Genomic DNA, 17,739 nt, shown 5'->3' with positions numbered 1-17,739 from the left:
GAGTGGTCGCAAATGCCTCGAGGGCAGGGTCGATCGGAGCTCGCTTCAGGTATATGGCTAGATCGTATTTATTCGGGGTTCCGCCGATTCGGTGGGGCTGGAATACGATTCTAGGGAACGTTCGGATGGTTCGCCGCGCCGCGGTTCGCGGCCCAAGGCGGTGGCCGGTCCGGCATCAAGGGCTCGACCGGAGTGCGGCATGGCGTCTGCGGCTGAACAACTCGCTTCTAATCTCAATTTTTCGGCCTTCTCCAAGGCGACCGAACTCAAGAAGCGCATCTGGTTTACGGTTGGTGCGTTGCTGGTGTATCGGCTGGGCACCTATATCCCGATGCCCGGCATCAATCCGGAAGCCCTGGCACAGGTCTTCAACCAGCAGCAGAACGGCATCATCGGCCTGTTCAACATGTTCGCCGGTGGCGCCGTGGGGCGCATGGCGATCTTTGCGCTGGGCATCATGCCCTACATTTCCGCCTCCATTATCATTCAGCTGATGACAACGGTTGTTCCGTCGCTGGAGCAGTTGAAGAAGGAAGGCGAGGCGGGCCGCAAGGTCATAAACCAGTGGACGCGGTACATAACCGTCATCCTGGCTGCCCTTCAGGCCTACGGCATTTCGGTCGGCCTCGAAGGCCAGTCGAATCTGGTGCTCGATCCGGGCCTGTTCTTCCGGCTTTCCACCGTCATCACGCTGACCGGCGGCACGATGTTCCTGATGTGGCTTGGTGAGCAGATCACCTCGCGCGGCATCGGCAACGGCATATCTCTGATCATCTTCTCCGGTATCGTCGCGGGCCTTCCCAAGGTCGTCGCCGGAACGCTGGAACTTGGTCGTCAGGGTGCAATCTCGACCGTCGTGATCCTCGGCATCATCGTCGTTGCGGTCATCGTCATCGCGTTCATCGTCTTCATGGAGCGTGCCCAGCGTCGGCTGCTGATCCAGTATCCCAAGCGCCAGCAGGGCAACCGCATGTTCGAGGGCAACACCTCGTTCCTGCCGCTGAAGCTCAACACCTCGGGCGTCATCCCGCCGATCTTCGCGTCTTCGCTGCTGCTGGTTCCGGCAACGGTCGCGAACTTCGCCTCCAGCACGGGGCCTGAGTGGCTGACGACGGTGACGGCGCTGCTCGACCACGGCCAGCCGCTCTACATGCTGCTCTATGCGGCGATGATCATCTTCTTCGCCTTCTTCTACACCGCGATCGTGTTCAATCCGGCCGATACCGCGGACAATCTGAAGAAGCACGGCGGCTTCATCCCCGGCATTCGTCCGGGCGAGCGAACCGCTCAGTATATCGATTACGTCCTGACGCGTGTTACCGTACTCGGGGCGATCTATCTGGTTCTCGTCTGCCTCTTGCCCGAATTTCTAATATCGGCAACCGGTGTTCCGTTCTATTTCGGTGGTACGTCTCTGCTGATCGTTGTCAGTGTTACGATGGACACGGTTTCGCAGATCCAAGGTCATCTGCTGGCGCACCAATATGAGGGCCTGGTCAAGAAATCAAAGCTCAGGGGTAAGCACCGATGAAGCTCATCCTTTTGGGACCTCCGGGTGCCGGCAAGGGCACTCAGGCCGAACGATTGGTCAAGAAGCACGGTATCGTTCAGCTCTCCACGGGAGACATGCTGCGGGCCGCGGTGAAGGCCGCAACGCCGATCGCTCTCAAGGCCAAGGAAGTGATGGATCGCGGTGATCTCGTCTCCGACGACATCATGGTCAAGATCATCGAGGATCGCACCGGCGAGCCCGATTGCGCCAACGGCTACATCCTGGATGGCTTCCCGCGCACCATCGCGCAGGCCGAGGCTCTTGAAGCCCTGTTGGCCAAGCATGAGACCGCGCTTGATGCGGTGATCGAGCTGCGGGTCGACGACGAGATCCTGGCGGAGCGAATCGAAAAGCGCGCCAAGGAGACCGGCGGCGCCCGGGCGGACGACAATATCGAGACGCTGCGCAAGCGCCTTGAGGTCTATCACGCCCAGACCGCACCTCTCGTTTCCTTCTATTCCGAGCGCGGCATGCTCAAATCCGTCGACGGGATGAAGTCTATTGATGAGGTGGCTGCTGAGATCGACGCCCTCCTTCACGAGAGTACGACGGCCTGAGTTCAAGATGATGGCCACGTGACGGTTGCGTCGCGCGGCTAAATCCAGTAATACCCGGCGCAAATCACGAAATTTATGCGGTCGGCGCCGGTTTAGCGAAAATCAGTCCGATCTTGTCGTGTCTGCGACGCGCGATCAATTTAGCGACAAACGACCGACAGACGATGGGCCCCGCAAAAAGAGGCGCGGGCCGAAAAGGAGAAATAAGCGTGGCCCGTATTGCTGGCGTCAACATCCCGACGAACAAGCGCGTCCTGATCGCGCTGCAGTACATTCACGGCATTGGTGCGGCAAAGGCGAAGGATATCATCGAAAAGGTTGGTATCGCGCCGGAGCGCCGTGTGAACGAACTGTCCGATGCCGAGGTTATCCAGATCCGCGAAGCTATCGACCGCGACTATCTCGTGGAAGGTGATCTGCGTCGTGAGACTGCGATGAACATCAAGCGTCTGATGGACCTGGGCTGCTATCGCGGCCTGCGCCATCGTCGCAGCCTGCCGGTGCGCGGTCAGCGCACCCACACGAATGCCCGTACCCGCAAGGGTCCGGCCAAGCCGATTGCCGGCAAGAAGAAGTAAGCCGGAAAGATCGGTCGACTGCCTGATAAGGGTGGCAGGAAGGTCAAGCATTCATGCCGGAAAGGTTGTGTTCCGAAGGAGCGCGGCTTTTGCGGCATCCGGTGGAGCCGCCGGGAATACGGCGGTGTCGAGATCGATTGAAAGGTAAATTGAGAATGGCGAAGGAACCGGCGCGCATACGTCGTCGCGAGCGTAAGAACATCACCTCCGGCGTTGCGCACGTGAACTCCACGTTCAACAACACGCTGATCACCATCACCGACGCACAGGGCAACGCGATTTCGTGGTCGTCCGCTGGTACTATGGGCTTCAAGGGCTCGCGCAAGTCTACGCCGTATGCGGCTCAGGTCGCTGCCGAAGATGCTGCCAAGAAGGCGCAGGAGCACGGCATGCGTACGCTTGAGGTCGAGGTTCGCGGTCCGGGTTCGGGACGTGAGTCTGCTCTGCGCGCGCTGCAGGCTGCGGGTTTCACGATCACCTCGATCCGTGACGTGACGCCGATCCCGCACAACGGCTGCCGTCCGCCGAAGCGCCGCCGCGTCTAGTCGCGCCGCTTTGTTCGTAGGCGAGGGGAGTTCGCTTCTCCGCCACTTCGTTTCCTCTCTTTAGGCAAGGTATGGCCGGACTTCGGGAGCCGGCGGGAAAGCCGAAAGGGTTTTTGACGTGACCATTCAGAAAAACTGGCAAGAGCTGATCAAGCCGACCAAGCTTGATATCAAGCCGGGTGACGATCCGCGCCGCGTGGTGACGGTGGTTGCCGAGCCGCTGGAACGCGGTTTCGGTCTGACGCTCGGCAATGCGCTGCGGCGCGTGCTGCTGTCGTCGCTGCAGGGCGCGGCCGTGACCGCGGTGCAGATCGACGGCGTGCTGCACGAGTTTTCGTCCATTCCGGGTGTGCGCGAGGACGTGACCGATATCGTCCTCAACATCAAGGAAATCGCCCTGAAGATGCAGGGCGAGGGCCCCAAGCGCATGGTTCTGCGCAAGCAGGGTCCAGGCACCGTTACCGCCGGCGACATCCAGACCGTGGGCGACATCGAGATCCTGAACCCCGAACTCGTGCTCTGCACGCTGGACGAGGGCACCGAGATCCGCATGGAGTTCACCGTCGACACCGGCAAGGGCTATGTTGCGGCCGACCGCAACCGTCCGGAAGATGCTCCGATCGGCCTGATCGCCGTCGACAGCCTCTATTCCCCGGCGCGCAAGGTTTCCTACAAGGTCGAGAACACCCGTGAGGGCCAGGTTCTCGACTACGACAAGGTGACCTTGACGGTCGAGACGGACGGTTCCATCAAGCCGGAGGACGCCGTGGCGTTCGCCGCGCGTATCCTTCAGGACCAGCTCTCCATCTTCGTGACGTTCGAAGAGCCGGAGAAGGTGGTCACCGAGGACGCCGTTCCCGAACTTGCGTTCAACCCGGCGCTGCTCAAGAAGGTCGACGAACTGGAGCTTTCGGTGCGTTCTGCCAACTGCCTGAAGAACGACAACATCGTTTACATCGGCGATCTCATTCAGAAGACCGAGGCGGAGATGCTTCGCACTCCGAACTTCGGCCGCAAGTCTCTGAACGAGATCAAGGAAGTTCTGGCGCAGATGGGCCTGCACCTCGGCATGGAAGTGTCGAACTGGCCGCCGGAGAACATCGAAGAACTCGCCAAGCGCTACGAAGAACATCATTATTGATGGACGTGAAGCACTTCCAGATCGTTTATCGAGCGGCGGTTTGTGGCCGCCAAGGAAGTCAAGAAGGAGAGGGCCATGCGCCACGGTAAAGCCGGCCGCAAGCTCAACCGCACCGCGAGCCACCGCAAGGCGATGTTCGCCAACATGGCGGCCTCGCTGATCAAGCACGAACAGATTGTCACCACCCTGCCGAAGGCCAAGGAGCTTAAGCCCATCGTGGACAAGCTCGTGACGCTCGGCAAGCGCGGCGACCTGCACGCTCGCCGTCAGGCGATCTCGCAGATCCGCGACGTCGAGAGCGTCGGCAAGCTGTTCGACACGCTCGGAGAGCGCTACAAGGAGCGCCAGGGTGGCTACACCCGCGTGCTCAAGGCGGGTTTCCGCTATGGTGACAACGCGCCGATGGCCGTGATCGAGCTGGTCGATCGTGACCCGGCCGCCAAGGGCGCCGAAGATCGTGCCCGCGCCGAAGCGGAAGAGAGCGAGACGGCAGAAGCCGCAGCCTGAGGTATTCAGGTCCGACGATCTTTTACGTCTCTACAAGATTGAAAAAAGCGGCCTTCGGGTCGCTTTTTTGTATGCACCGCGCACTGCCGTTTTCGAATGGGGCCTTCGGGCGCGCAACATGACGGTATTGCTTGGTTTCCGCCCGGAATACCTGCTCAGTATCGGCTGAAAATCTGACATGCCGAGACTCGCCCGCCAGTGTTGTCCGTATCATTCCGCAGAGGATATGGCGGGAATATAGGCAAAAAGACTGAGTGGCTTCCAATATTTGTTCGATTCAGCATTTTAACTTAAGTATTTTTTAGGAAGTGCATGTGAGCATCTCCCAACAGTTGTCATGTTACAAAGCGTTTCTAGGGGAACATAGATGGTCGCAGGGGTGGAAACGGAAGGTAAATCCGGGAAATCTAGATTCGGGTTCATGGCGCGTCTCGCCACGCGCCTGCCGCTTATCGTCAGCGGATTGTCTCTGGTTTCCTGCATTACGGTCGACGTTCTGGGGTATCTGAACGGGCGAGAGGGGCTCGTCAATGCCGCGGAAAGCGAGTTGCACATCCTGGCCCATGCGCGAGCCGATGCCTTGTCGATCAAGCTCGCTGGAGCGCGGGCCGATCTGAACAATCTGGTTTCGAGTGTCAACGTGTCGATCGTTCTCAACGAGATGAACGAAGCTCTGACGACCCTTGATCAGGACAAGGGCGAGCTTGATGCCTACTACCGGACTTCCGACGATCCGGCCAAGCGGGCGGAGCTGACGGGCGAAAACAACAAGACCATGTATTCCTGGCGCCATACGGGCGTTCACGGAACCTTCCTCACCTCCTGGAAGCAGGCCGGCTACGGTTATATCTACGTTCTCAACAAGGACGGACGGGTCATCTATTCGGTGACCAAGTCCTCCGACTTGCTTGAAACGGTCGACGGTTCGAAGATCGCGGGAACGGGTCTGCAGAAGGCTTTCGACGCGGCACGCGAGATGAAGGCGGGCGAGCAGGCACTCTCGTCGACTTTTCCACCTACGCGCCTTCCGGCGAAACGGCGTCGATGTTCATCGCACAGCCGGTTTATCTCAGCGACTACAACGAGACGGCATTCAAGGGCGTGATGGTCCTGCGGGTTGATGTCAATCTGCTCGCCAGCCGGGAATCTCTTGGACAGACGGGACAGTCGTTCCTCGTGGGCAGCGACGGTCTGGTGCGCTCCAACAAGCCGCTTTCTGCGTGCAAGACGGCGCTTGCCGACAAGGCGACCAGCCCGATCATTCTCGATGCCGCGCGCGGATCCGAGGATTTCGGTCTGAGTCAAGCGGGATAATGGGCTCGGGGAATTCGTTGCCGCCGTGCCGATGTTCTTCAGGGGGTAAAGTGGGCGGTCGTTGCAGAGCGCAGCGAGAGCGAGATGCTGGCACCTGTCGTGGAAATGCAGGACTCGATGATCTACGGCACGCTGATCGTGCTGGCGGTTATCTCTTTCATCGGCAAACTGTTTGCCATCTCCATCACCCGAGCGCTCGGCAATCTGGTTGCCGCACTCCGCAAGATCGCCAATGGCGAGCTTGATACGGAGATCAAGGCAGCTAAGCGTTGCGACGAGATCGGAGAGATCGGCCGCGCTGTGCTGCGGATCCAGAAAAACGCCGTGCGCGAACAGGAGCGCAAGGCGGCGGAAGATGCTCACGAGCAGGAAACGCAGGCCAAGTAGCGGCGCAAGTTCGTGGAATCGCTGGCCAGTGATTTCGAGGCGTCCGTCGGCGAAGTCGTCCAGCGCGTCTTCTCCGCTTCCAACGAGTTGCGGTAATCCGCGGAGAGCATGGCGAAGGTTGCCGGCACAGCTGGGGATCGTTCGGAGAGCGTGTCTCGGGCATCCGAATCCGCACGTGAAGAGGTGCAGACCATTGCCGGTGCCTCGGATGAGCTGTTCAAATCGATCCAGGAAATCTCGTCGCTGATCTTGCGTTCGTCCTCCATCGCGCAGATGGCCCATGACAGCGCGTCGACCATCGACGAGACGGTTCGTTCGCTGGCAGAAGCAGCTGATCGCATCGGCGAAGTGATTCGGTTGATCTCCGATATTGCCGACCAGACCAACCTGCTGGCGCTCAACGCAACGATCGAGGCGGCGCGCGCCGGTGAGGTGGGCAAGGGCTTTGCGGTCGTGGCGTCGGAAGTGAAGGAACTGGCCGGTCAGACCGCCAAGGCGACGGGCGAGATCGGGCAGCAGATCGACTCCATTCGCTCGGCCACCAAGGATGCCGTGGAAGCGATTTCGGAAATCCGCACGACCATCGGCGAGATTTCGGAATCGATCGACTCCGTGGCGTCGGCGGTGGAAGAGCAGAGTGTGGCAACGCAGGGCATCGTGGAGAACACCCAGCGCGCGGCCGATGGCACTACGTCGATGTCGAACGACATCGAAGATGTGCTCCAGAGCGCCCAGCATACGGGGGCCGCGGCCGAGCAGGCGATGGGGGGCCGCTGGAAACCTCACCGAGCAGGCACGCACCCTGGACAAGCAGGTGCGCGACTTCCTGGAGCAGATCCGCGCCGCCCTTTTTTGTTGTCGTCTGAGGTCGTCCGGCTCCGCCTATTTGGCGGGTTCCAATTTGTCCTGCGTCTTCGTCTCGAAGTCCGAGGCATCGTGGCGCTCGTGAAGCTGGCTTGCGGGATTGCCCGAGGTCCGGTTGACGATCCGGCCACGCTGGACGGCGGGGCGTTCCAGGATCGCGTCCGCCCAACGCAGAACGTTGGTGTAGCTTGCAGCGTCGATGAACTCGGCCGCATCATAAAGCCAGTCCTTCACCAACCTGCCGTAACAGGGAAAGATCGCGATATCGGCGATGGTGTAGTCTTTCCCCGCCACATAGGTGCTTTCAGCCAGTCGCCGGTCGAGCACGTCGAGCTGGTGCTTGGTCCCCATGGTGAAGCGGTCGATCGGGTATTGGAACTTCTCCGGCGCATAGGCATAGAAATGCCCGAAGCCGCCGCCGACATAGGGAGCCGAGCCCATCTGCCAGAAGAGCTAGGAGAGGCATTCGGCGCGCTTGGCCGGATCTTCGGTTGGGACGAAAGCGCCGAATTTTTCCGCAAGATAGAGCAGGATCGCGCCGGATTCGAAAATGCAGATCGGTTCCGGGCCGCTGTGGTCCATGAGCGCGGGAATCTTGGAATTCGGGTTCACGTCGACGAATCCGGATCCGAACTGATCGCCATATATTCCGCACCCGTATGTCCGGCGGCGAGAAGCTCTTGCAGAAGGATGGTGATTCTTCTGTCCGTTCGGCGTTGCCAGCGAATAGAGCTGAAGCGGTGCCTGCCGACGGGTAGTTTCTTTTCATGGGTCGGCCCGGCAATAGGGAGATTGATAGAGGCAAACTTGCCACCGCTCTCTGTCTCCCACGTCCAGGCTTTCGGCGGGACGTAGGGGGCGTGTCAGTCATCTGCGCGGCGCTCCAGTGTCTTGATGTAAAGCGTTCAGTTGGGCGAGATTCTGCCCGTGTATCACGTGGTAAGATGCAAGTGACGCACCGCTTTGCAAGGGGAGGAGGCTCACGAAGGCGCGAGCCCGGCCATAAAGTCGCCACAGCGCCACGCATGGCGACATAAGCGAAGCAAAATGCCCCGCGTGTAAGGCGAGATAGGGCAACGCCCTATCCCATGATCTCAGACGATTCCATCAGGCGATCAACAGGCCTGCGTCTCAGAGCTTTCCGCCATAGACGAGAAAGACGCTCGCATCGCCGTAGTCATTGATGCGTTCGATGTTCTTCAGCGTTTCCATGTCTGCATCGGGAATCTCGAAATCCACGGCGGCGTTGGAGCGCATGTGGTCCGGGTTCGCGGTCTTGGGTAGTGAGGATCGTATCGAGTTGCAGGACATAGCGGATGCAGAGCTGGGGAATGCTCACGCCGTATTTCTCGGCCATCTGACCGATTTCGGCGTTGTTCAGGATCTTTCCGTGGCCGACGGGCGAATAGGCCTCGACCAGCAACCCCTTGCTTTTCGTGTAGTAGATCAGCTCGAAGAGCGTGTTGCTGACATGCGCGAGTATCTGGTTGATCATCGGCTTGACGGAAACGTTGTCGAGCAGGTTATCGAGATCGGCCTTTTCGAAGTTCCACACGCCGATCGCGCGGAGCTTGCCGGCGTTATAGGCCTCTTCAAGCGCGCGCCATGCTTCGAGGTTGCCTTCGAAGAAGCGGTTTTCGCCGGCAAATTTCATCCAGGGCTGGGGGCTGTGAATGATCATCAGATCGATCGTGTCGAGCCCCAGGGTCCGCAGCGAGCCGTCAATCGCCTCTTTCGCGTCCTTGTAGGTCTTGTGTGCGGCATCGAGCTTGGTCGTCACGAACAGTTCGTCGCGGGCGACACCGCAGTTGCGGATGGCTTCACCGACGCCGCGTTCGTTTCCGTAGGCCTTGGCCGTATCGATGTGACGGTATCCGAGTTCCACGGCGGCCTTGACGGCCTCTGCGACCTGACTGTCCTCGATCATCTACGTGCCAAGGCCGAGCTTCGGGATCTTGACGCCGTTCGGCAGGGTAAAGGTTTCTTCCAGGATCATGGTATCCAACTCTTGTCAGAGGTTTTCGCGTCGGTCGGCATGTCGGACGTGTGCCGGGACATCCGTCGGCAGGTGCCTTCGCGAACCGGGACGCGACTTCTTTCACAAACACTGCCCCCAATTTAGGGCAGTAGGGGCGCTCTGATTACCGAAGCGAAATTGATGCAACTCATGAATCTGGTGCATCAATCGAGCGCTCGATGTGTGGAATTCGATGATCCGGGCGGTCTCCCTTTTCCCCCGATCTGCGGAAATCCGGGAAAAACGTGCGCGCTGATCCCTCACGCATGGTGGCAAAGTTGCTGGCCGGTTAGCCGTGATGACCGTATGGGAACGGGTGGCAATTCGCCCCACAACCTTAAATTTCCGTCATTTTTGGCTTCTGCCATACCGTGCCGCGTTTTCATCGCATATCGTTGGTCTCACATCATTCGAATACCGCCCCGTTGCATGCTGGGGCGGAACGCGAAAATCAGGAATACCGACAATGTTGCCAAGCCAAACAAGAACAATCCGGCGAACGATCGCCGCCGTATCCCTCCTTTTCTCTCTCGCTGTTGTCGCGCCGTTGGGCCTTGCTGGCTCTGCCCGGGCGCAGGCCGGTGTGGTTCCCCAGTCCGCCACGCAGCTCAAACTCTCCTTTGCGCCGATCGTGAAGAAGGTCGCGCCGGCGGTCGTCAACGTCTATGCGCGACGGGTCGTTTCGCAACGGCGCGTCTCACCCTTTTTCAACGATCCCTTCTTCCGCCGTTTCTTTGGGGATCAGGGCGGGTTCGGCGCGCCGCGCAAGCGGGTTCAGCAGTCGCTCGGCTCCGGTGTTATCATTTCCGCCGACGGCGTCATCATTACCAATCATCACGTGATCAAGGATGCGGACGAGATCCGTGTGGCGCTGGCCGATCGGCGCGAATTCGACTGCGATATCGTGGTCGATGACGAGCGCACTGATCTAGCGGTCCTCAAGATCAAGGACGGCGACGGCGATTTTCCGCATATCCCTTTCGGTGACAGCGACAAGCTCGTGGTCGGCGATGTCGTGCTGGCGATCGGCAATCCCTTCGGTGTTGGACAGACCGTGACGCAGGGCATCGTCTCTGCGGTTGCGCGCACACATGTGGGCGTGTCCGACTACCAGTTCTTCATCCAGACGGATGCATCCATCAATCCGGGCAATTCCGGCGGCGCGCTCGTCGACATGTCGGGCAATCTGGTGGGGATCAACTCCGCCATCTATTCCCGTTCGGGCGGTTCCAACGGCATCGGGTTCGCCATTCCGGTCAATATGGTCAAGCTGATCGCGGATGCAGCCAAGCATGGCGGCAAGGTGCGTCGTCCGTGGATCGGCGCATCGATGCAGGTGGTGACGGCGGATATTGCCGAAGGAATGGGGCTCGACCGGCCGCGCGGCGTGCTCGTCACTCGGATCGCCAAGGGCTCGCCCGCCGATGAGGCGCATCTTAACGTGGGGGATCTAGTGCTTGCGGTCGACGGCGTGCCCGTGGAGGATCCCAATGCGTTCGGCTACCGCCTTGCCACCAAGCAACTCGGCAACAGCGCGGATCTGACCGTCCTGTCGGATGGCAGAAAGCACACGCTCTCCATCAAGCTTGAAGCCGCGCCTGAGAACGTTCCGCGCGACACCCGTCAGATCGGCGGCCGTTCGCCGTTTACCGGTGCGACGGTTGAGAACCTGTCTCCGGCGGTGGCAGAGGAACTGTCGGTTCCCAGCGACGAAGAAGGCGTCGTCATCAAGTCCGTCACCCCAGGCTCTCCGGCCGAGCGTGTGGGGCTTCAACCTGGCGACATCGTTCTGTCGGTCAATCAGGAAGATGTGGTGAACACGCGGGCTCTGGCCTCCATCGCGAAATCCGACCCGTATGTCTGGCGTGTGGAAGTCAGTCGCGACGGCCGCACGTTGAGGTTCGCGGTTAGAGGGTAGAGCTGCAACGGGGCCTGCAAGGCGGGCCCCGTTGCAGCTCTACCCCGGAAAGGGGGACATGGTACCTGAGCTTCATGTCCCCCTTTCCATTCCTTTTTCGCAAGGGTTATGGCTCCGCGTTTTCTCGCGGGGCCATAGTCTTATTTTCAAACGTCAATCGACCATTGTCCGCGGCCCCTCATGGAGCCTATATCCAAGGGGGAACGGACAAGGAACAATATCCCAATGAGCGATCTCTTCGCCGTCTCCGGCATGGCCAATGATGCGCCTCGGCCGCTCGCCGACAGGTTGCGCCCCGAAAAACTCGAGGATGTGGTCGGGCAGGATCACATTGTCGGGCCGGACGGTTCCTTGACGCGGATGCTGCGGTCCAGCTCGCTTGGCTCGCTCATCTTCTGGGGGCCGCCGGGCACGGGCAAGACGACCGTCGCCCGACTGCTGGCCTCGGCGACCGATCTCGGCTTCGACCAAATATCGGCCATCTTCTCCGGGGTCGGCGATCTGAAGAAGGTGTTTGAAGCCGCCCGCATGCGGCGCATGTCCGGACGCGGCACGCTTCTGTTCGTGGACGAGATCCATCGCTTCAACCGGGCGCAGCAGGACAGCTTTCTGCCCGTCATGGAGGACGGCACTGTCACGCTTGTGGGGGCAACCACGGAAAATCCGTCCTTTGAGCTGAACGCGGCGCTTCTCTCGCGTGCCCATGTGATGAGTTTCAAGCCGCTCGACGAGGCAGGGGTGGAGAAGCTTCTGGGACGGGCCGAGGCGTTGGAAGACCGTACCTTGCCGCTCGATGAAGAGGCACGCGCGACGCTCATTCGCATGACGGATGGGGATGGACGGGCCTCGCTGACGCTTGCCGAAGACATCTGGCGGGCGGCCGGCGAGGGCGAGATCTTCGATTCCAAGACATTGCAGGAGATCGTGCAGCGCCGCGCGCCTGTCTACGACAAGTCGCAGGACGGGTACTACAACCTCATCTCCGCGCTCCACAAATCTGTGCGCGGGTCGGATCCCAATGCCGCGCTCTACTATCTGTGCCGCATGATCGATGCGGGGGAAGATCCGCTCTATATCGGGCGTCGTTTCGTTCGCATGGCGGTGGAGGATATCGGGCTTGCCGATCCGCAGGCGCTGGTGATCGCCAATGCGGCGGTGGAGCAATACCGTCTTTTGGGATCGCCGGAAGGCGATCTGGGGCTGGCGGAGACGTGCATCTATCTGGCGTCATCGCCGAAATCGAATGCTGTCGAGGTCGCCTATCTGGCGGCCATGCGCTCGGCAAAGTCGGCCGGCTCCCTGCCGCCACCGCGCCATATCCTCAATGCGCCGACAAAGCTCATGAAGGCGGAAGGGTATGGCGAGGGCTATCGTTACGATCACAACGAGCCGGACGCCTTTTCCGGACAGGACTATTTCCCTGAGCAACTCGGTCGCCAGACTTATTACGAGCCGGTGGAACGCGGTTTTGAGCGCGAAATCCGGAAGCGGCTCGATTACTGGGCGAAGCTCAGGCGCGAACGCGGCGGGGCGTGAGCCCCGGGGGCCTATCCGGCCAAACCTCGCACCAGCCATAGCGCTGCGAAGAGGGCGGCGATGGATGCGACCACGGTAACCAGTACATAGCCCGCCGCGAGTTCGAGCTGACCGCGTTCCCACAGGGTCGCGGCGTCGAGCGAAAATGATGAAAACGTTGTGAAGCCGCCCAGCATGCTTGTGGCGATGAGAAGACGCAGGCTCTGGAAGGAGCCGTCCAGGCGCGCCAGCGTCGCGATGAACAGCCCCATGATGAACGAGCCGAGGATGTTCACCGTCAGCGTGCCATAGGGAAAGCCGCTGCCGAAGTGGCGCATCATGAAGAGACCGACAAAGTGGCGACCCGCCGCGCCGATGCCGCCGCCGATCGCGACGAGAAGAAGATTATTCATGCTTGAGTTTGCCTGCTGCGCCTATTCCGCTGCCTCGGTCGCCTTTTCTGGCGCCTTTCCGAGCCGCTCGAAGCCTTTGACCGCCTCATCGTATTTTTCGGGTCGATCGTAGCCATCAGTCGGTCCCATAAGGAGAAGAAGTTGGCGTAGTTGTATTTGAAACGTGAATGGTGCTGGTTATGGAAGGTGACGCAGACCATGGGGGAGGGCGCGCGCGAAGCTGGGCTCGCCCAGAATTCGAAGCCGGAATGACCGGATCGTGCCGTTGAAATGGTCGTAAAGCCGATGGCCGATCAGGACCAGAGCCGGGATGGGCAGAATCAGCGGCGCCCACAGGTAGTAGCTTTGCATCCCGAAGGCGTCGACCAGATCGTCGTTATAGGTGCTCCACACCGTCGGCGCGACGGAGCGATGGTGTTCCGCATGGAAGCGGTACATCAGTTTCGTGTGCATGAAGCGGTGAGCCCAGTAGAACCAAGCATCGAACACCACGATCGACAGCACGAAGGTTAACGGCATCGACCACCAGGACAGGGCCGGCGGATCGATGAGCGTCAGCCCCTGATATTGCAGGAACAGGCCTCCCGTCAGGCACCCGTCAGTCACCAATAGTGAGATCACCGATTGGCGGATCTCCTTGGCCTTGCGTTTTTCTCCGCGCCGGTTGGGCTGGGTGCGGAGTTCCGGATGGCGGTTCTGGATGGCGACAAGCGTCCAGCCGGTGATGAAATAGAGAAAGAGATTAACGGCATAGACCGCCGCCCACCACGGCAGGAAGGCGAGGAACAGATTGCCCGCGTTGAAAAGCGCGTCAGCCATGGGCGCCGTCTCCGGTTTCCGTTGCCGTCTTGCCGGTATTCGCCGGGTTTTCCATCTCTTCCACCATCGCATCGTATTTCGGGTCGACCGTTCCCATCATCCGGTCCCAGAGGGAGAAGAAGTTTCGGTAATTATAGCGAAAGTCCGAATGATGCGGGTCGTGGAAAGTCGTACAGATAAATGGCGAGGGCCAGCGTGAGGTGGGCGAGGCGAAATACTCGAAGCCCGCATGGCCGATCATGCCGGAAATCTGGTCATAAAGCCGCTGGGCGAAGATCGCCGTTGCGGGCATCGGCAGCAGGAACCAGATGATCAGGTGGTAGCCGTGCTCGATCAGCGTATCCACGGTGGTGGAGGAATCGTTGCTCCAGGCGGTCGGCGCGATGGAGGCGTGATGCGGGGCATGAAAGCGGTAGAAGGTCGGAAGGTGGAGCAGACGGTGTCCCCAGTAGAACCAGGTATCGAAAAGCACCATCGAGACGACGAACATCAGCGGGAGCGACCATCAGTATGCTTCGAGCGGTACGACCGCCCAGCCTTCAAGCTGAGCCAAATAACCCGGCCGACAGCAAGGCGGAGGAGACGGCCAATGCCTTCATGGAGGCCCGGATTTCGCGGCGCATGCGTTTCGAGCCGTCGCGCGTCATCTGGATGCGGCGTTCGGGATGGCGGCGGTTCAGCCATGTGAGAGCGAGGCTGGTCGCGAAATAGACAACCAGCGTCACGGCATAGATCGCGGCGAACAGTATCGCGTACTGGACAAGCAGTCCCAGACCGGCGGCAGCAAAGATCATCTCGATTATCCCGAAATACTGACACCCATCGTGCGACGTTCCGTCGGGACCGGGGATCGCTAGGGTCAGAAAGCGCGAACGTAGTTCACGAGCCGCTGCAATGCAAACCGGCAGCCGGTCGATCCTCCTGGTAATTCGGCAGAGCGGTGCGGTTTTTCTCGCTCATCACGGCAATATGTTCGCGAATGTGGGCGATGAGCGTGGGATCTGCGGTCAGGTTGGCCTCTTCTTCTTCCAGAATGGCCTCAAAGAGGTTTCTGCGCAGGGCTTCGGTCTGAAGCCCTTGCGGGGCGTGTTCGCCGATCGCGGTCAGGACCGTGGAAAACAGCCGGTCGGCGGCATTGAGCCGTCCCCACAGATGGTCGTGCTCGCGCCAGGCCCGGTTGAAGAAGGCTCCGAAAAGCGACAGGGCGACGCCCTTCAGCTTGCCCGGCTCGTCGTTGAGCGCGCCGGGATCCGCCGCGGATATCCGCTCCACGAGGATCTCGTTCACCTCGGTGAATTCCCTGCGATGCATCACGGGGAAGGTCACCAGATCGTAGAACGCGAAGCCGATATAGGCCTCGCTGAGGCGGCGGCGCAGCGGGGCGGCGATGAAGGCGAAGCTGACCACGGAAAAGATGTCGTCATGCAGATCGTCGAGTGTGGGCAGGGCGGTGGTGCGCGCAAAGGCGCCGAAGAAGATCTTGAGCTGCTTGTCGTCGTTGTCGTCGTCCGCACACAGATCGCGCGCGATCTGGCGCAGATCCTCGTCGTGGTGGTTCGGCTGCCAGTAGAGCGCGAGATGCTCGATCTGTTCGTAGAGCGTTGCCTTCAGTTCATCCATGCGTTGAGAGGATTTCTCGAAGGTACGAATTTCAGGGCGATGGTAGAGTCCGTTCAGGCGGCGGATGACGAAGCGCAGACGCCGGATCCGGTAGTCGACGTCCAGATCGCGCAGCAGGTTCACGATGGGCTCCGGTACGGCTCCCATCGCCTCTTCCTGGCCCGCATCAAGGCGGCGCGCCTTTTCTTCCAGACGGTTCAGGTAGGCGGTGATCCGTCGCTCCAACGACCGGGTCAGGGAGAGCGTGTCGTCGGTGTCCGCAAGTCGCGCAATAAGCTCCGCCAGATGGTCGGACAGGGCTGCGAGCTTCAGTTTCAGATAGGGCAGGTGCATGAAGCCCGCCTGATGGTGGGCCTTGGCGTTCGCTTCCCGACGACAGGCGCATATGTGTTGCGTGGCCGGGGCATCGTTGCCGCCGCGGCTCAGGATCGTCGCGACTTCGCTGGTCACAAAAGGGTCGGTCGCGGTGATCAGGTCGCTTAGATGGCGGGCCTTGCGGTTCGCTTCCTCGATGCCCGCCAGTTCGTCCCCGACCGGTTCGCTGCGCGGGATATGGGCGAGCGAGGCGAGGATGATGCGGAAGAAGCCCGGCACCGTTTCCCTGTCGACCGGGCGGCGCTCCGTCTCCGGTATCGCATCGATATAGATCAGGCGGCGCACCACTTCGCGCATGGCCGGGCGCTCGCCGATCGCCGGCGCAAACGGCTTGTTCATGACGACCGAGCCGTCAACGAAGACGCTGGGGATGGGATCGTCCGGATCGATGCCGAGCGTGTGGCGCAGGGACCTGTCTCGATCCGGCCAGGGATCTCCGCGCTCGGCCAGCAATTCGTCCATCTCGGCGACGGTCGCAGGCGGAAAGGCGCCGGGAAAGGAGGCGGTGGCACGCGCGGCGAAAATGAAAATAATGTCGGCCACGTTCTCGCTCCCATGTCGCTGACGATGCCCTTGGCGCGATGGTCGGCGCGGAAGTGCAGGATCCGGCGGTGGTTGGTCTCTTCCAGCTCGGTGGAGCCCTCCACCAGGATCTTGCGGCGTTCTCCGTGAAAATCGGTCAACGTCACGAACAGGTCGAGCCGCTGGCCGCGCGGAAGAAGGCTGGCACCCGGCTTCCAATGGGCATCCATGTGCGCGCAGGCATCGAGCATCCAGCCCGCGAAGCGTTTGTCGGAAAAGGTCGGGGTGAACCAGCGCAACTGGACGAAGGCGCGCAGTTTCTCCCGTGTCTCGGGATCGTCGATCTGACTTTTCAGTGTGGTGGTGACTCGCCTGTCGATGACGGGGGTGACAGAGCGCTTGAGATACCGGATGAGCCCGTCCTGGGGCTTGGCGAGGCGGGTAACATCGGCATTTTCGAGCCACAGGACGCGATGATCGGTGAGCGGCAGGTCGTGGGCGCGCGCGGGCGAGCATGATGCCGTTCACGCCGCTTGCCGAGGCCCCGGATATGGCATCGACCACGACACACAGTTCGACGCGGTTTGAAAGAGCGTCGAAAAGCTTCGCCCAAGCGGCTTCCAGGGGAGACGTTGTGTCGTCGGGGGCCGGATCTGTGCCGTTGTCGCGATGTCGGGTGGCGGAGGCGCGCACAAGGGCCAGCACGTCGCGTGAAACGCCGTGCATGTAGATGGCGAGGGAAACGCCACCGTAGAAAACCAAGGCCAGACGCAGCTCCAGTTCCTTCATGGAAACTTCCTGCAGTCCCCGAACGTCGTGTTGCCCGGACTATCGCTCAACAAACGTAAGCCTATCGTGAATTCACGCCTTTTTGCGCGGATGTATTGTCGCTTGTCATCGTCAGTGATGGGGAGAACCGCTACGGCATCCCCGGATTTGGAGGAGACTGGGTCCTGATTGAGGATGTGTCGGCTCACAATCTCTTCAAGGAGATCTGATCGCCGCGATACTGCGTCTTGGCGTAAAGGTGGTGGCAACGAGGACATGCACTTCCACATGGGAGGCGAGGTGCCGTACCTGTCCGGGCGACCGATA

General features: G+C 60.5%; 18 protein-coding genes and 2 pseudogenes. 12 read left to right on the top strand and 8 right to left on the bottom strand.

The window, feature by feature from the left end:
• The first annotated feature begins 199 nt into the window (after window positions 1-199).
• The 10 genes and pseudogenes from secY to QNJ43_RS02850 all read left to right on the top strand — a co-directional run.
• Window positions 200-1,531, top strand: a complete 1,332-nt coding sequence (gene secY, locus QNJ43_RS02895) for a preprotein translocase subunit SecY (RefSeq protein WP_300467211.1) — start codon at window positions 200-202, stop codon at window positions 1,529-1,531.
• Window positions 1,528-2,109: an adenylate kinase gene (locus tag QNJ43_RS02890; protein WP_300467209.1), complete on the top strand. Its 582-nt coding sequence runs from the start codon at window positions 1,528-1,530 to the stop codon at window positions 2,107-2,109. Before secY ends, QNJ43_RS02890 begins: the two co-directional genes overlap by 4 nt.
• Window positions 2,110-2,318: 209 nt before the next feature.
• Entirely contained in the window at window positions 2,319-2,687 is a 369-nt protein-coding gene (gene rpsM, locus QNJ43_RS02885; RefSeq protein ID WP_300467207.1) for a 30S ribosomal protein S13, read from the top strand.
• Between the two features lie 155 nt (window positions 2,688-2,842).
• Complete coding sequence (gene rpsK / locus QNJ43_RS02880) at window positions 2,843-3,232, top strand: 30S ribosomal protein S11 (RefSeq protein ID WP_300467206.1); 390 nt, start codon at window positions 2,843-2,845, stop codon at window positions 3,230-3,232.
• 118 nt (window positions 3,233-3,350) lie between these two features.
• Window positions 3,351-4,373: a DNA-directed RNA polymerase subunit alpha gene (locus tag QNJ43_RS02875; RefSeq protein WP_300467204.1), complete on the top strand. Its 1,023-nt coding sequence runs from the start codon at window positions 3,351-3,353 to the stop codon at window positions 4,371-4,373.
• A 75-nt stretch (window positions 4,374-4,448) separates the two neighbouring features.
• The gene (gene rplQ / locus QNJ43_RS02870) at window positions 4,449-4,880 is read left to right on the top strand and encodes a 50S ribosomal protein L17 (protein WP_300467202.1); all 432 of its coding nucleotides are present in this window, start codon (window positions 4,449-4,451) and stop codon (window positions 4,878-4,880) included.
• A 367-nt stretch (window positions 4,881-5,247) separates the two neighbouring features.
• Window positions 5,248-5,985, top strand: a complete 738-nt coding sequence (locus QNJ43_RS02865) for a hypothetical protein (RefSeq protein ID WP_300467201.1) — start codon at window positions 5,248-5,250, stop codon at window positions 5,983-5,985.
• Window positions 5,982-6,194: a hypothetical protein gene (locus QNJ43_RS02860; protein WP_300467199.1), complete on the top strand. Its 213-nt coding sequence runs from the start codon at window positions 5,982-5,984 to the stop codon at window positions 6,192-6,194. The genes QNJ43_RS02865 and QNJ43_RS02860 overlap by 4 nt, the downstream gene beginning before the upstream one ends.
• An 84-nt stretch (window positions 6,195-6,278) precedes the next feature.
• Entirely contained in the window at window positions 6,279-6,581 is a 303-nt protein-coding gene (locus QNJ43_RS02855) for a HAMP domain-containing protein (RefSeq protein WP_300467198.1), read from the top strand.
• A 108-nt stretch (window positions 6,582-6,689) separates the two neighbouring features.
• A pseudogene (locus tag QNJ43_RS02850) lies at window positions 6,690-7,307 on the top strand (methyl-accepting chemotaxis protein); the annotation flags it as partial.
• Between the two features lie 156 nt (window positions 7,308-7,463).
• On the opposite strand, the pseudogene yghU reads toward QNJ43_RS02850, so the two are convergent.
• A pseudogene (gene yghU, locus QNJ43_RS02845) lies at window positions 7,464-8,299 on the bottom strand (glutathione-dependent disulfide-bond oxidoreductase); the annotation flags it as partial.
• 323 nt (window positions 8,300-8,622) lie between these two features.
• Window positions 8,623-9,372: an aldo/keto reductase gene (locus QNJ43_RS02840; protein WP_300467197.1), complete on the bottom strand. Its 750-nt coding sequence runs from the start codon at window positions 9,370-9,372 to the stop codon at window positions 8,623-8,625.
• 673 nt (window positions 9,373-10,045) lie between these two features.
• Between QNJ43_RS02840 and QNJ43_RS02835 the strand changes: the two genes are divergently transcribed.
• Together QNJ43_RS02835 and QNJ43_RS02830 are read left to right on the top strand one after the other, a co-directional pair.
• Window positions 10,046-11,380 (top strand): DegQ family serine endoprotease, encoded by a 1,335-nt coding sequence (locus tag QNJ43_RS02835; protein ID WP_346432822.1) that lies wholly within the window; start codon window positions 10,046-10,048, stop codon window positions 11,378-11,380.
• A gap of 225 nt (window positions 11,381-11,605) precedes the next feature.
• Window positions 11,606-12,916 carry a replication-associated recombination protein A gene (locus tag QNJ43_RS02830; protein WP_300467193.1) on the top strand — a complete coding sequence of 437 codons (1,311 nt, stop codon included), beginning with the start codon at window positions 11,606-11,608 and terminating at the stop codon, window positions 12,914-12,916.
• Window positions 12,917-12,927: 11 nt separating this feature from the next.
• Here QNJ43_RS02830 and crcB read toward each other — a convergent pair whose 3' ends face one another.
• The 6 genes from crcB to QNJ43_RS02800 form a co-directional block, all read right to left on the bottom strand.
• A complete protein-coding gene (crcB, locus tag QNJ43_RS02825; protein WP_300467192.1) occupies window positions 12,928-13,308 on the bottom strand; it encodes a fluoride efflux transporter CrcB in 381 nt (126 codons plus the stop codon).
• Complete coding sequence (locus QNJ43_RS02820) at window positions 13,305-13,580, bottom strand: sterol desaturase family protein (RefSeq protein WP_300467298.1); 276 nt, start codon at window positions 13,578-13,580, stop codon at window positions 13,305-13,307. The genes crcB and QNJ43_RS02820 overlap by 4 nt, the downstream gene beginning before the upstream one ends.
• On the bottom strand, window positions 13,486-14,127 hold the full coding sequence (locus QNJ43_RS02815) for a sterol desaturase family protein (RefSeq protein ID WP_300467190.1): 642 nt from the start codon (window positions 14,125-14,127) through the stop codon (window positions 13,486-13,488). The genes QNJ43_RS02820 and QNJ43_RS02815 overlap by 95 nt, the downstream gene beginning before the upstream one ends.
• Window positions 14,120-14,617: a sterol desaturase family protein gene (locus QNJ43_RS02810; RefSeq protein ID WP_300467188.1), complete on the bottom strand. Its 498-nt coding sequence runs from the start codon at window positions 14,615-14,617 to the stop codon at window positions 14,120-14,122. The genes QNJ43_RS02815 and QNJ43_RS02810 overlap by 8 nt, the downstream gene beginning before the upstream one ends.
• A gap of 49 nt (window positions 14,618-14,666) precedes the next feature.
• On the bottom strand, window positions 14,667-14,921 hold the full coding sequence (locus QNJ43_RS02805; protein WP_300467186.1) for a hypothetical protein: 255 nt from the start codon (window positions 14,919-14,921) through the stop codon (window positions 14,667-14,669).
• A gap of 85 nt (window positions 14,922-15,006) precedes the next feature.
• Window positions 15,007-17,370: a patatin-like protein gene (locus QNJ43_RS02800; RefSeq protein WP_300467296.1), complete on the bottom strand. Its 2,364-nt coding sequence runs from the start codon at window positions 17,368-17,370 to the stop codon at window positions 15,007-15,009.
• Window positions 17,371-17,739 lie beyond the last annotated feature (369 nt).

It is taken from the genome of Breoghania sp., from assembly GCF_030066895.1.
Lineage (GTDB): Bacteria > Pseudomonadota > Alphaproteobacteria > Rhizobiales > Stappiaceae > Breoghania.
The sequence above is the reverse complement of the archived record's forward strand: the minus strand, read 5'-3'. Positions and strand labels throughout refer to the sequence as shown.

Coding starts and splice junctions, on each gene's coding strand:
- secY (WP_300467211.1), top strand. CDS start 200: ATGGCGTCTGCGGCTGAACAACTCGCTTCTAATCTCAATTTTTCGGCC.
- QNJ43_RS02890 (WP_300467209.1), top strand. CDS start 1,528: ATGAAGCTCATCCTTTTGGGACCTCCGGGTGCCGGCAAGGGCACTCAG.
- rpsK (WP_300467206.1), top strand. CDS start 2,843: ATGGCGAAGGAACCGGCGCGCATACGTCGTCGCGAGCGTAAGAACATC.
- rplQ (WP_300467202.1), top strand. CDS start 4,449: ATGCGCCACGGTAAAGCCGGCCGCAAGCTCAACCGCACCGCGAGCCAC.
- QNJ43_RS02865 (WP_300467201.1), top strand. CDS start 5,248: ATGGTCGCAGGGGTGGAAACGGAAGGTAAATCCGGGAAATCTAGATTC.
- QNJ43_RS02855 (WP_300467198.1), top strand. CDS start 6,279: ATGCTGGCACCTGTCGTGGAAATGCAGGACTCGATGATCTACGGCACG.
- QNJ43_RS02840 (WP_300467197.1), bottom strand. CDS start 9,372: ATGATCGAGGACAGTCAGGTCGCAGAGGCCGTCAAGGCCGCCGTGGAA.
- QNJ43_RS02830 (WP_300467193.1), top strand. CDS start 11,606: ATGAGCGATCTCTTCGCCGTCTCCGGCATGGCCAATGATGCGCCTCGG.
- crcB (WP_300467192.1), bottom strand. CDS start 13,308: ATGAATAATCTTCTTCTCGTCGCGATCGGCGGCGGCATCGGCGCGGCG.
- QNJ43_RS02815 (WP_300467190.1), bottom strand. CDS start 14,127: ATGGCTGACGCGCTTTTCAACGCGGGCAATCTGTTCCTCGCCTTCCTG.
- QNJ43_RS02810 (WP_300467188.1), bottom strand. CDS start 14,617: ATGTTCGTCGTCTCGATGGTGCTTTTCGATACCTGGTTCTACTGGGGA.
- QNJ43_RS02805 (WP_300467186.1), bottom strand. CDS start 14,921: ATGATCTTTGCTGCCGCCGGTCTGGGACTGCTTGTCCAGTACGCGATA.
- QNJ43_RS02800 (WP_300467296.1), bottom strand. CDS start 17,370: ATGCACGGCGTTTCACGCGACGTGCTGGCCCTTGTGCGCGCCTCCGCC.